5 protein-coding genes are annotated in these 14,408 nt (G+C 48.0%); all 5 read right to left on the bottom strand.

Annotated elements, in window-relative coordinates; all coding sequences use genetic code 11:
* Window positions 1–72 precede the first annotated feature (72 nt).
* Genes ACQ4M4_RS10945 through ACQ4M4_RS10925 form a run of 5 tightly spaced genes read right to left on the bottom strand, consistent with a single transcriptional unit; the run spans window position 73 to window position 14,407 of the window.
* A complete protein-coding gene (locus tag ACQ4M4_RS10945) occupies window positions 73–1,308 on the bottom strand; it encodes a hypothetical protein (protein WP_430684541.1) in 1,236 nt (411 codons plus the stop codon).
* Window positions 1,296–3,659 (bottom strand): argonaute/piwi family protein, encoded by a 2,364-nt coding sequence (locus ACQ4M4_RS10940; protein WP_430684540.1) that lies wholly within the window; start codon window positions 3,657–3,659, stop codon window positions 1,296–1,298. The genes ACQ4M4_RS10945 and ACQ4M4_RS10940 overlap by 13 nt, the downstream gene beginning before the upstream one ends.
* Window positions 3,660–3,718: 59 nt before the next feature.
* On the bottom strand, window positions 3,719–7,078 hold the full coding sequence (locus tag ACQ4M4_RS10935) for a DUF499 domain-containing protein (RefSeq protein WP_430684539.1): 3,360 nt from the start codon (window positions 7,076–7,078) through the stop codon (window positions 3,719–3,721).
* A 24-nt stretch (window positions 7,079–7,102) separates the two neighbouring features.
* The gene (locus ACQ4M4_RS10930) at window positions 7,103–10,174 is read right to left on the bottom strand and encodes a DUF1156 domain-containing protein (RefSeq protein WP_430684538.1); all 3,072 of its coding nucleotides are present in this window, start codon (window positions 10,172–10,174) and stop codon (window positions 7,103–7,105) included.
* Window positions 10,175–10,180: 6 nt separating this feature from the next.
* Window positions 10,181–14,407 carry a helicase-related protein gene (locus tag ACQ4M4_RS10925; RefSeq protein ID WP_430684536.1) on the bottom strand — a complete coding sequence of 1,409 codons (4,227 nt, stop codon included), beginning with the start codon at window positions 14,405–14,407 and terminating at the stop codon, window positions 10,181–10,183.
* Window position 14,408 lies beyond the last annotated feature (1 nt).

The raw sequence follows: 14,408 nt of genomic DNA, 5'->3' as shown, positions 1-14,408 counted from the left end.
CCATACACCTTTTCAAATAACTCGGCATCTTGGTAGACTAGAACGAGATGAGAAAACTCTGTAAAATCTCTTTCACAACTGCTCTTTCAAATTTCCGGGGCGCGACATAACTATTGCGTCAACAATTCCTGGAAGCTGCCGTAGTCCATTCCGCATATAATCATGCTCCTGTGACTGATTCGAGTTATCCCAAATAAAAGCTATTATTTGTTTATAGATAGAACCATTAACTAAATACAGACTAGAGTCAGCGGCGATTTGCTCGATCATATCTTGAGGCTTATCACCTGCTCTCATAAACTTCACTTCTACAATAAGTGACAAACTTGGTATCAGAAGATCTGCGCGTGGATGCATTTGCCCGATAGAGGGAGTATAGTCTTCGTCTTTCAGGTCAGGGAAAACAGGCAATAACAAAAAATAAAGAAAATTTTGAACATGGTATTCATTGTCGATATGCCACTTCCGAGCCTCCCCCCCTCTCGTTCGAGCCTTATCCTCCCAAGTCCATCGACGAAACGCAGCAGGTACACGATTAAGAATTTGCGAAACATCTTCTACCGTCGGTTTGAATACATTAATTGCTGGAGAAGTTACTTGAATCGATTCAAAGGCTGTAAGACGAAGTGCCGCGCGGCTACTGCCTATGTCATTTCCTAGACCATGCTTCATCAGTCGTAAAGTCTCTATCTGATCATGTTCTTGATCAAATGAGTTATACTTCAAAACTCCCTTCGACCACAGAGCTAATCTGACATCAGCAATGTCACTTGTAGCGGGAATAATTTTCTGAACATTGACTTCTCCAACCTGACAGGCTCCAATCAGCAGGCATATTTGCCAATCCTGTAAGCGGAATTGAAAGCTATGGTCAATAAACTTATTGAGCCAGCTACGTAATTGAGCTGTGACAGAATCATCTTCTAGCGATCTAGCACCAAGTACTAATCCTAAAAGAGCAATAATATCTGTGCAAAACCCTTGTGGTCGTCCATCTAATAAAGGTTCACGGCCTACTATCCAATATAAGCCTTCTTTCAAAGTATGTTGATGCCCTACCTGTAGCCGATCGGATGCAGCAGCGTAACCGAGAATAGCCACATCTTGATATCTCCTCTGCCCCCCAATGTGCTCTGCTACACTAGATGCAGCATCATTGAGCTGAAATGGTATTTCAGTATCTCCGAGCAGCCACGTGGAGAAAGCTTCCTCAAGATTTCCCTTTCCGGGTAGATGCATCAGCTCTCGTAAAAGAGCACTCCTTGCATCTCCTAAAAGCAGTTCATTTGAAGAAACTACAGGAACCATCGCGTCTCACCTACCCGTCCAATCATTGCATTTGGATTCCAAAAGGAAACTGTTCCTAGTTGCCCTAACATTCTTGCGATAAGCTCTGAATAGGTAATCGTTACTGGCATATGCGAAGGGAAGAAACTGCGCCATGAATGGCATGAGAATGTATATACTTGTCGCGCAAGGTACGTTGTATCACCGAAGGTTGATTCTCGATGAAGACGCAGTAAAACTGGAGTAGGAATACCATCTTCAGGACGTTTAACCTCGTGTGCTCCAGTTAGCGAGAGCAAAACCTCTGACTTTGAGACTCGGAGAAACATCCCTCTCTTAGGCGCAAACTTACCCTTGCCAGATATTCGAGTCTCATAATCAAAAACTCCATTTTCAGACTCATCAAACAGGATAAACGGATGCTCTTTTACGATATGAATAAAGGCATATTCAACATCAAAGTCACCGAGTTCTTTCATTAACTCTTTCACAGCATCTGCTTCACTATCTTTCAATGGCTTGAAAGCGTGAAAGATAAGCCGAATGTGGCTTCCTACCTGCCAATTCATAGCACCCTTAACCTTCTCGATAGTATCTCGTAGAGACTCAAGCAATGCATCCTTATATTCCAGGACAGGTACAGCTTTTGATAAATTGGAAAGCATATAGTTGCCATCACCGGAAAATACCGTGGTGATACCTACCACTTGCTCTCGTTGCCCTAGCCGCCCTTCACTCAAAACTGCACTACCAAGCCCAAAAACAAGCTCATGGGTTATTGTTGGATTTGCCTTAATGAGCCACGGAATTCCCCCTAGCTTGGCATAAATAGCTAAGGACATAATGTTGAGGATGTAACAGAGATTGTAGTCAGAGACATCAATTGTCTCAATCTCAAAATCTTGTGTAGGAATCTGTTCAGCTAAGAATGCTGCCTTTGAGGTGAGGTAGGGATTATTGTCACCGTACAAATTATGAAACGCCTCATCAATCTGAATGAGTGCCAAATTCCATCTAAATCCTTCACGGTTTTGATGCCTAAGAGCTTCTCTTACTGCTCGATCATAGGCTGCGGCTGTCTTATCAGTCGCCAGAAAAAAGTGAGTTTCGACATCATCAAGAGCGTATTTATGTATTAGCCCTTTGGCGAAAGGTTGCGGCTTGCCCTTCTTTGTAATTTGGGGAACGGTTACTCCCTTGAGTAATTTGTACAAAAACTGCTCTACTCTTCCTTTTCGCGTACCTTGGCAAATAATGCAGATGCGGGGGGTTGAGGGTGTAAAGGTTGGTGATGTGTAGGGGCCGTATTCGTTCAGTCCTCGATCATGCCAGGTATCAGTCTTTTCACCAGAGTCATCAAAGACATAAACCGCACGAGGTGCTAACTGAACTGGCGGAAGTGTCCGAGATTTGTTTTCAGAAAGAAAAGGTTGAAGAGTAAATGTTACTCCAGGCAGCATTTCCAGAGATTTTTCAGACAAATAACCTGCTACAGCCTGAAGTCGCCTAAGTCGCGACGGGCCACTCCGAAAATCAGCTAACAGATTATCTAAATCTTTTTCTACATCAGGCGATCGCTCTGCAAAAATATGCTCAAGGCAACGATTGAAAGCTTCTCGACGAGGCTCTAAGAAAACCTCTTGTGCTGAGACTAATTCAACGCCTTCTCGTGCATCAATCAACTTGAGTTGCTCACCTTCAATCGATTGCACTTGTCCAAGAAGTTTGGAATAGGGAGCTATGCGAGAATCACTTGATCGAATTAGCTCACTGACATACAAGCCAGACAAAGAAACGCCCTTCTCAAGCAGCACACTGCACGGTAACTCAATCAACTTCGTTGTGCGAACATTGAGCGCAAGTCCTAATGTTGTCGGCTGACCATCAAATCGAGCTGTGCGAATTGCCGCAATATAACGAGGGCAAATACTTATCCAATCAGGGATCTGAATATCAGACGGGCAGACTTTCGCTAATAAGTTCTCCTTGAGAGGATCTGCGACGAATTCGACTGGACTGAACTTAAGAACTCGCCGATTAAGACGATGCAAAAAGTTTATAAGCGCATTACGAACGAGAGTAGCCGTGAGGTAAAGATTATTCGAGAGATTGACTGTTTCTACTTTGTCACCCAGAACACCAACATCGGAGATCAGAGCCACTGATAAAATCTGATTCCCATACCGATGGAACAAATGAGTATTAGAGTGATTCTGCCGTAAAGCCCGAAGCGATTCTTTACCCTCATAGGGCATAAGGCCAACAGTAACTTCTGCATCATCAAACTGGATTGGTGCAAAGTTAAGCGTTAGCTTCCTGCTATGAGTAGCAGAATTAAATGAGTTTCCGTTCCCATCTCTTGAAGAACCCATAGGCTGCTCATTTCAATCGTCAAGAGCTTTGAATATAGCACTTAAATTATACGGATGTACTATTTTAGCTCAAAGCTATCGGAAACCTCCTTCAGTAGCTCATTTAGTTTTGCGATCGCATCATTTGACGGTCGTTCTTCTCCAGTCAATTCAATTCGGACTTTGAATTTTAATTCCAGTCCGCTTTCAGTTGCAGCTCTTTGGAGATCGTCGAGTTGCTCCTCCAGGTTTTGGATTTCATTGGTTTCTAACTCTGCCTCAGTAACCAGAGTACGCCCATTGTTGTAAGTAGCTCCTGCTTGCTCATGGGATCCGGGAGAAACGGGTGGTGTTATCACTGGGTCAGTAGGTTTACCCTGCGGCACTTGCACCTTTACAGCAGATGCTCCAGCAAGGTCACAGGGCCATTGTCCTGAGTCGGGCGATCGCTGCAACACTCCTGCGTTAAAAGCTCCTTTGAGTGCTTCCTGCACGAGTGCCCACGGTAAGCGGACTCCTGCCTTTTCGGATAGTGCTTCTAAAATATTCAGCGCCGTTGTGGCTTCCCCACTACTCCAGGCACCAGCCAAGTTGGTGGGCAGGACATCGGTAAAGCTCAGTAAGGTTGGCGGCGATCGCAGCTCTACATCGTCGGCTAATGCTCCTTCAGGAACCTCCTCCCGCCATAAGCTCGTATTGCCATGCAGTAGCCAGAGTCTCCCCTGTTGAACCAAATTTTGCACCGCATAGTCGATCGCTCCTGCTGCTGCCTTCGGAATCGACATGGGTTCTGCATAACCCTCTTTCTGAACCTGAACAATGGTTGATCCGCTGAAGTACTCTCGCAAAGCTTTTAGGGTTAAGGTGTCGCCCTGCCATAATTCGGGTAATTCTCCAGTTAGTAACAGTGTTGGGAGCAGATTTCCCAATGTTGCCTTCTCTGGTAATACGGCTTCGAGGGCGGCATCTTTCAGAACTTCTGATTCAGGTTGTTCTCGCCAGAAAGTACGAGTTGAACCATCAGGTCGGAGCAGTTGGAGGACAAATATCCCGGACTTACAGCCATCCACCAATGTATCGAGAACGGCTTTGCTGTTCAGCATCTTGGGTAGACGCGGATACTGGGCAAAGGACTCCACTAGCACCTTAACCCGACGCGACGGTTCATCCTCACGCCACAGATCGTAGGGGCCTTCGGGCAGTAGTGCATCTGCGGTGATCGCGGTTTCCTGAATTCGGGAACGATTGTCATTCTTGATTTGCTGAAAGAGCGGTTCGCTCGGATCAACAGTTAGTTTGAAGGCTTGTACATCATCCCGATCGGACGCTGTCACAACAATGCAGTAGGCTTGACGGATGGATTCTGGCACCTTTGCCTTGGCATCTTTAATGTTGAGGTCAAGGCGATCGCGCCGAATCGTATCCAAATCTTGGTTCTGCAACTGGGACTTCACCTCTTCCCATCCCAAATAGTCCCGAATACGTTGCCGTGCGACTTCCAGACCATCGCGATCGGGGACGGCACAAATGACGGCATTGCGATAAACCCGTGGATCATCGGAGCCTGCGTGTTCATCGATGTAGCGTTTGGCTTCCGCACTGGGACTGCCTGATCGGGATGCTGCACTTGGGCCTAAGAGCACGTAGTGGAATGCGCCATCATCATCCACATCCTTGGTTTTCTTCGGTAACGTATGGGGTTTAACTCCAATACCACTCGCTCCACTCGTTAAGCTCTTGAGTCCTTCTATTTCAGTAAATAGCTTCTGCTCGACGTAATCGTCGCTGACCCGATAACGACAAGCATCGTGGTGCATTTGCTTCAGGTTAGGTTTGGAGCCAAGCCGCCATTGTTTTGGCAGGGTTTTCTGACCTGCGTCACGGGCTGCAATATCTTGCAGAAAGTCTTCATCAAGGAACCAGGAAGCCTCTGCCCAACTAATGAGGGCTTTTTCCAGTTCAATGCGATCGGGACGGGTATGCCCTAGCAGTAAGAAAACTTCTCGCGTTAATGCCTTTTGTCCAATCGGTTGGGAATGCAAGAAGGTGGCAACAACTGCCTGTTCCACCTCGCGCTCTTTTAACCCGATGGTCTGGGTTTGAATTTCCTGGGCTTTCTGAAGTTCACCTTCTAGAATGCTCTTCCATTCCTGGCGCTTCCCTTCGTAATCTTCGGTCGTAGCGACTTTAGCTAACTCAGACAAGGCATCAGAAAGTCCATCCTCGTTTGGTGCAGAGAGGAAGACGTTTGTTCCGATTAGGGGCGAAGTATCCCAATGAGCGGCGTTTCGGAGTGCCAGAGCAAAGGTTCGCAATACACCACGGGTACGTTGGAACGCTTCGAGCTGTGTCCATTTCTGGTAGAGCACTTCTGTTAAATCGGGATGGAAGGGATAGCTCTTAAGGAAGCGTTCTTCTGCGGCTTTGCCTTCTTTTTTAGTTTGCTCGTCCAGTTCAGTGATGCCCTTAAGTGCAGCCACGACATGGGATTGAAACGCTGGGCGATCGCGAATGGCATCTGCTTGGAAGAAGCGACGGCATAGGACTTCTGCCACATCCTCTTTCACAACAGGCTGGATTGGTTCCTCTTCCTGGCGACCAAAGATGGAGTAAAGCTCCTGGGTGATTTCTTTGCCAAGGGTATCGCTCTTTTTAGGGTCGGTTGCTAAGAGGGATGCCACCATTGCACAGTGATCAACTTTTGTGACTGCCTGAGTTAGGTATTGGAAGAAATCCACCAGGCGCTCTCGCCATATGGGATCTAACCCAACTTTCTCACGGGCGTACATCAGAACTTCGTCAATCAGAATCAGCACAGCGAGATCTTCAGCATGGGGAATGCTGAGTAGATCAATCAGCAGATTCTCAGCAGGCGGCGTTTCCCGTTCTTCTGGCTGATCATTTGCGTTCAGTAGTCTTAAGCCAATATTTCCAGCAATCTGATAGGCGATTACGCTCCACGGGTGTTTCAGCCATCGGTACTCACCCAACGGACTCCGAACTTCCATCCCTTTTTCGACATCCAGCTTATCGAAGGGAAGGGTCACGACTCTGGACTTGGGCAAAGCGATACCGACATGTTCTTTGAATTCTCGAACGGCGGGTAAATCCGGTAAGGTAGAGGGATCATTGACCAGGTGGTAGAGCGTAATCAGGGTATGCGTTTTACCGCCCCCATAAGTGAGGGCAAGCTGCCGCACAGCCTTGTCGTTCCAGCCTCCCAGACGATGGATCACCTCTTTAGCTAACTCTCGCTGGTTATAGGTGGCATAGGTCAGAGCAAAGAATTCAACGGGATCTTCGTAAATCGGTCGTCTGCCCTTCTGCATCGCCACATCATAGAGATCAGCGGCAAACATGCTCAGAGTTAGTTCCCCCGATTTCAGGTCATCTCGAATCGGGACAACTTCCGGCCACGGCTTCCAACCCAGTTTACTCATTGCGCTAATCCCCTTTTAACCTTGCTATAGTGCCGAATTCGCTTCTACCGCAAACCCTAATTCTGTCTGCCGATACCCCGTATCCTTGCCTCGTACCCCAATGTGGTTACTGATGCTTTCCAACAGCGCCCGTTCATCGCTGCCAGCAGAAGACAGCTCAATCAAAGACTGAAGCACTTGCTGGAACAAAGCGTTGTTACGCAAGGCATGATCGTCCAAATACTCATCCACTTTGATCACATCTCCTGCTTTCCAGAGGTGCATCAGTCGGTGAATTTGATCGATCAACGGAACGGAACGACCACCAGGGGCTTCGTAGCCCATGTTCTTCCGTTTCCGCTGCATCCAAGTTTTGAGTTTGACCTTACTGCCAGAACTTTCTTCAACTTCATCGGCGGAATCTTCGGCTGCGGTGTCTTCGTCATCATCGTCATCATCGTCAGTGCTCTTCCCTTTAGTGCGAGCCAGAATATCGTACTGATCAGCTAATGCCGTATCAGAAAGCCCACAGGAAATGGCATAGAGGATACAGGCTCCGATTGGTGCGTCGTCCATACCAAAGTCATGACGATGCAGCAGGTAGTAAGTGGTGATGTCATCGAGGTTACTGACTTCTTCGGTTCTGCCTTCCATCGACAGAACACGACCCACAACAAATTCCAGTACTAGCCGCCGCACTTGGCTGAGGAATTCGCTCACGGGCATGAGTTGACCGGGTTCATTTGCCTTCTTGACGGCAGGATATTTGCTGTAGGCTTCCATTGCGGGACCAGTTGCTGCCCAAACAAAGTCAGGGCCACGTATGCCTGCATCCCAGAAGTCTCTCAGTCTGTCGCTAATTTTCTCTCGCATTTCGTCTAGAACGCGATTGTCCCAACCTGGACGAGTGGTTATAGGGCGTTTTTTGCAGACTAACCAGACAGAAGATGAAAGCGCAGCAGAGGAAAGCGCACGGGTTCGATTGCCCATCTCAGTTTGAATGGGCCAGCTTCCATCTACGACAAAACCAGCACGAATGATAGCTGAAACAAGGGTTTCCCAGGCATCAGGGTGTTTGTGAGCAAAGACTATGACTAGCCTGCCATGACTCTCAAGTGAATGAAAGCAAGACTGAAAGACTCGGAACATGCCGTCTTCATAAACAGCTTTCGATTTTGTCTTGTCCCCATCAAACCTACTTGAATCATCAATTAATTCACCATCTTCTTGCTCGTGATTCCATTTTGGGGCTAGTTTTCCGTGAAATGCTTTATCAATTTCTGGAGAAATTCCATATAAACTTCGGCGTAACCATACATAAAAAAAATCCATCAAGTCTGAGTAGGCTATTGCGTCATAATATGGAGGATCGGTAATCACTAGGTCGAACTTTTTTTGATTAGAATTTATAGCACTCGAAGCGATCACCTTAGGCTCAGGGCACTCTTTAAAGGCGCTAGATTGATCCATAACCTTAGCTATCCATTCAACTGCTCCTAAGAAACCTCCACTGAACGATTCTATTGTTACTCCCTCAATAAAGTCCCAATTCATGGGCAAAGCGAATCGATGAAATACATGAATAACTCCGCTTTGTGTAGGTGTAGGATCGGGTTGACATAATGAACTACAGCGATCTGAAAGTTTATCTACAGCCAGAGCAAGCAAACTATGGACAGCTTCTATCCACTTAGAGTCATAATGATAGGCTCGCATTGATTCAGAGGAAAACCGAACTAACTTCACGAAAGTGCCTAATGCGAGAAGCTGCCTTGAGGTAAATAGCTTGCACCATTCATCAAAGCCATATAAGGGCACACGAAATCCAAGAGCTTCTTTACCAGGAAGGGGTTCATTTGGAATTCCAAAAGGAATTTCTGAAAAAACGGACTTTAACTCTCTCTCAGCACTAACAGCAACTTGAATTTCTGAATCAGTTGGTAGCCTGTAGTCTTTTCCTTTTTCTTCACTTATGACTACAGATGTCATCCTCAAACCAAGCCTCTGAGCTTGACCTTCGATTCGCAGATCCTCCATTGTCATAATTGCCCCACAGCAAGGACAGGCCGTACCCGACCTAGACATTGTTCCAGCACCCAACTTCTTATCATTTGCCCTCAGCGTTGCCCCACTCCCCTTCTTGGGCACATTCTGCTGAATGCCGAAAACCACCCCCGTCCTATCTTCATTTGGCTCCATCGTAAGAAGCACTCGCTTGTCGTCTTTTTTACAAAGCCACCTCGTTTTTAAGAGCGGGATTGTTGCCCGACAGTTCTTACACTTCACAGTCCGTGCCCATAGGTAAGCCACCGTCGGCTTTTCATCAACTACTGGATAAAACGGCTCCAACTCAGCCTTTGCCTGCTGCAACACCCACCAACCCCAAGCCCGTACATGCCAAGCCAGATTTGCTTCTAGTTTTGCAGTCTCTGCCTCGATCAAATCAATTTGCTGGTCCGTACTGTCATCCGTAAAGCCCAGCTTTTCTAGCTGCTTCTCTAACGCCTTTCCTTTGTAACCCTGCGCCTTAAAAAAGGACTCCATGAAGTCCTTATCCTTAACCACAAAATCGGGTAGAGGTTCCGTCTGCCCCGCTAACTTTTGAGGATACTCAAGCGTACATTTCAGAATGAACCATGCCACTGGGTTGATGTCGATCGCTGTTGCCTCACAGCCCAACCGCATTGCCTCCAGCGGAATCGCGCCTCCACCTGCAAACGGATCAAGCACCTTCGGCGCTCTGCCCCCATAGGCTTCTCGAATCTTCTGGCGGAACCAGTCCAGATCCTCACCCGACTCCCGGCCCCAGTGGAGAATGCCTCCCTCAGTTTCCTCCTTAATCTCCTCGATGACCTTTCCGCCCTTCTTCTTGGTCTTGACCTTCTCCACCACTCGACCCGCCATGCGGCGATAAATCTCATCTCGCTCTGCCTTATTGCCAGGATCAGGGAGTAACGTCGCAATCAACGCAGCACGGCAAGCCGCCAACGGTCGTCGTGCAGGCCAAATATGTAGGGTCGAAATATGACCATGCCGCACATTCTTCTCATGCACCGAGTCGATCGATGTCTGTTTGAGGGGGAAAGCAACTTCAATCAGCCGGGGGGTATCAGTCATGTGCTCCTATCCTTCCGCTTCAGCAGCTTGGAAGATCTCCTTTTCATCAACAACCACACTTGTTTTACTGCGAACCACGAGTTTCATAAAGGGATCGTTCACCCGCATTAACCGAGGATAGGAACTCGCACAGTCATACACCACATAAAGCCAGTAGCGATCGCGCTGATTACAGGCTGCAACCCATTCATTTTCCGTTAGCTCTACATCCCCAATCCAAGCCCGACCTTTCACCTCGATGGCTCGGCGCTCACCATCGGGATACTCTGACAACAAATCAAACCCAGGATAATCTGCTAATCCAGCCGCACGAGCAAGATTAGCTGTTGACACATCCCGCACTCGTGCCCCCTGAGCTTCTTCATGAGCGATCGCCACTCGCATGGCTACTAGCTCAACCTGCTTATCAAAGCGTTTCAGCTCCTCTGGATCACTGGTCGGCACCACCAGCGTATGGGTAACAAACTCAACTTTCTCCAAAACAATTAACCCAGGCTCATTTCGCAAGGCTGCTAAGGCAATGTCGCGCTCTTCTTTCAAATGCTCCTGGCGGTGCTTAATCTTGGTCAGTTCGCTTTTAGCACCCGTATTGCCTGAACGAGCTTTTTCCTTCTGCTTGCGTCGCGCCTGAGCCAGTTCAGCTTCTTGATAGCCAAAGCCTTGCTTCAAAAACTTCTCGCGATCTGCCAGCGTTGATTCTAATTTTTGTCGGTGTGCCTGAACCAAGCTTTCCCCTATCTGCTGAACAGCATACGCATTTGCCAGTTGCAGCAAGGACTGGGATTTAGCAACCAAAGGAATTGCTTGCGGTGGAATTCCTTCCCCTCCTTTCAACAGCGATAAATACCCAGCCGGACGCTCCTCTACAGCATCCGATTCAAATTGTTTTAAGCCTACAAGCCGCTGCTCAATGATTTCATCTCGGCGTAAATGGGGATTCTGAGGATCCGCTTTACGGGTGATTGTTACCAACGCTAAATGGAACATGTACGGTTCCGTCGTCGTTGGATCAATAAATACGGCCCCTCTGCTAGCCTCTGCCTCAAATTGAGCATCAATTAAGCCCCAAAGGTAATCAAAAACAGGTTCTCCAGGATGCAGGAATATCGCGTCATCCTTACTGGCTGGCTTATGAACTGTCAGGCGATTTCGAGCTTCCTCTGGGTAAATCTCAAAGATAGGCCAGAGTGGATTGATCGCATTTGGATTTGACGGCTCTAGTGAGAAAACCTCATCCAGGTTGCCTTTGATCTCTAGTCCTAAAAGTGGAGCCACTCGCTGGATAAACCGTCTCACAAATCCGGGTAGAAGTCGCCTTAGCTCTTCGTTCTCCATCTCAGCCCGAAGCTCAGGCAGGAGAGCCTTCACATCCCCACCTGTTTCGTACAGCTTGCGCTCCTGGGCCTGTAGTGCTTCTACCTGCTGTGGTGTTAGCCGTCCTTCAATCTCTCGACTCACTTCCTCTGAGGCTTCATCAGATTGGGAGGCTCGTTCGATATATTGCTTAATCGAGATTCCCTCAAACACCCGACCGATTACATCAAAGACTTTATCAGCCTGGAGTTGCTTCCGAATTAGCTCCAGCTTGTCGAGCAAGGTCTTGAGCACCTTACCTTCCCGTGTCTTCCCGGCCACAATATTCAGGATAATGACCGGATCACGTTGTTGCTTGTACCGATGAATCCGCCCCATGCGCTGCTCTAATCGAGCTGGGTTCCACGGAATATCGTAGTTAATCATCAACCAGCAAAATTGCAGGTTAATTCCTTCACCTGCTGCATCCGTTGCCACCAGATACGTCGCCCCACCCTGTTCAGGGGACTTACGAAAGAATTCAACCTGGGCTTCTCGCTCCGTGTAAGGCATTCCACCGTAAATCTGAGCGATCCTCCCCGTAAATCCTAACCCTTCGAGGCGAGAAACTAAGAAGTCAAGCGTATCCCGATGCTCTGTAAAGATGATGATTTTCTCGTCCTTGTACTTCGGGTCGTAGAGCACTTCCCGCAACTTCTCAAATTTGGACTCCTCACCTTTTTCATAGACAGCTCGTGCCAAGTGAAGCAGTTCTTCAACCCGGAAACGCTCAGTCTTCAGTTCATCTAATGAACTTGCTGCAAATCCACCCAGAGCTTCATTCTCAGCCTGGTCGTGTTCCTCCTCTTCTCCGACGACATGCTCTTCGTCTGCGGTAGTTTCATCAAGAACATCACGGGCTTTTTTATCTAATTTGGCCTGTTGTGCTGCGATATCTTCGGAAATCTCACCTGACTCAATCTTCTGAATCAAGTCTTCTAGCTTTCTCAGCCGTCGTTCAAACGATCGCATCAGCGCATAGGTGGAGCTGGCTAAACGCCGTTGAAAGATGCTCATTGCCAAGCGAGCCGCCGAGCGATTTAGGATTCGTGCCCGATTGTAAAAGTAGTCGATGTAGTGAGTCGTATCATCGTAGAGCGTCTGCTCACTTACTTCGCCTTGGCTCAAATCGTAGCTGAGAGTTGCTGACACCCGCATGGGATAAAGCTTCGTCCCATCGAACTTAACCATCTCCTCCTTGGTGCGTCGGATGAAGTGATGGCTGCGGGCCTCAGCCGGGTATGCCGCAAATGCCTCATAGGTTGATAGAACATCCGGTTGCAGTAATCGCCAGAGGAAGTAGTAGGGGTAATCCTTCCCCATATGGGGTGTGGCTGTTAACAGAAGCAGGTGACGACAACTCCAGGGTAAGTACCAGCGATCGTCCTGGGTGTCTTTGTTAGCTCCAGCTAATGCTTCAGCTAACTGGTAACGGTTGGTCTTGCGAATGGTCAAATCAGGTTCGCGATCGGCAGAAAGCTTGTGGGCTTCATCGAAGATAACCAGGTCATACGGCTCAACCGCTTCTTCCTGCAACCGAGCAAACATCCGATCTCCAGCCAGCGTATCCACACTGACAATCACGAGATCGCTGTCTGGCCCGACAAAAGGATTACTTGACTTTGCTCCCCCACCTCCGACGATTCGGAAGGGCAAATTAAAGAGCGATCGCATCTCCCGTCGCCAGTTTCCGACCAGTCCGGCAGGGGGCGCAATCAGAACCCGACGAATCAGGCGACGGCTCAACATCTCGCGGATATAAAGCCCCGTCATGATCGTTTTTCCAGCCCCCGCGTCATCTGCCAGGAGAAACCGAAGCCGTGGCTCCTTCAACAAATATCGATAAACAGCAATCCGCTGATGAGGTAACGGGTCAATCAGGGACGTTTCAATAGCGAACGTAGGATTGGCTAAATGACCATAGGCTAACCGCTCTCCTTCGGCGATCGCCCAAACGACTTCAGGCGATGCAGCAAAGTCAAGCCGCTTCCTCACCTCAATATCTTTAGCAACTGGAAGGTTCCGAGAACGGTTGGATGTTTCCCTGACCTCCAGTACGGGAAAACCCGCAAGTGTTTTTAGCTGCTTTGTTTCAATGAGGAATCGGAGATGTTCATACGCTTTCCAGTCACCTTCAAAGAGAAGGTTGATGCTACCCGGAACTGCCTTTGTGAATTTGTATGACAAATCCCCCATCTTTTGCTGCAATTCAGCTAACGCCTTATCTACAAAAGATTTATTGATGTCGTCAACAGTCCCTTCAATGGAAAGCACCCACTTGGTCGTTTCATGGAGCGATCGCTGTGGGTGCAATACGGGAATATCTTCTTCTGGGATGCCTTCTAGTTCAATCTCTGCACAAGCCCACTTAAAAGCACTATCTACGGGTTTACCCGCCCCCAGTGCTTTATAAAATCCCGTGGAAAAGGTAATGGCCGTATCATCCCCAACGGAATCGTTCATCCCAATGACAAAGGGGATATGCTGGGCGATCGCTTCTGCCTGGGTCTCTGAGTAACAAGCATTCAGCAAGACACAGGTCACCTGATCAGCACAAAGTTTGAAGAGACTAGATAACGCTTGAGGGGTAACTGGCTGTGGCTCTCCGGTCAAGCTCTCAAAGCATAACTCTCCGGTTTCATACCCATGACCAGAGAAATGGACGATATTCGGTTCAACATCTAAAATTGCCTGGGAGATATCTCTAGGACGAGCTGCTGGTCTGATTTCCAAGCGGAACTTATCACGGTGCTTTGACCTCTGAAGTTGCTCCTGAATTTCTCGAAATTCTTTATCAACCCGAAGAGGCGGGGTCTCATCATCAAATGGATTGGCTGATAAAAACAGTATCGTTATATAGCCATCCGCTTCTAAACCCACA

Source organism: Leptolyngbya sp. AN02str (assembly GCF_050565595.1).
Classification (GTDB): domain Bacteria; phylum Cyanobacteriota; class Cyanobacteriia; order Elainellales; family Elainellaceae; genus Kaiparowitsia.
This window is presented reverse-complemented; position numbering and strand designations above follow the sequence as displayed.

What these genes read in the sequence shown, in the direction of transcription:
- ACQ4M4_RS10945 (WP_430684541.1), bottom strand. Translation starts at nt 1,308, where the DNA reads ATGGTTCCTGTAGTTTCTTCAAATGAACTGCTTTTAGGAGATGCAAGG.
- ACQ4M4_RS10940 (WP_430684540.1), bottom strand. Translation starts at nt 3,659, where the DNA reads ATGGGTTCTTCAAGAGATGGGAACGGAAACTCATTTAATTCTGCTACT.
- ACQ4M4_RS10935 (WP_430684539.1), bottom strand. Translation starts at nt 7,078, where the DNA reads ATGAGTAAACTGGGTTGGAAGCCGTGGCCGGAAGTTGTCCCGATTCGA.
- ACQ4M4_RS10930 (WP_430684538.1), bottom strand. Translation starts at nt 10,174, where the DNA reads ATGACTGATACCCCCCGGCTGATTGAAGTTGCTTTCCCCCTCAAACAG.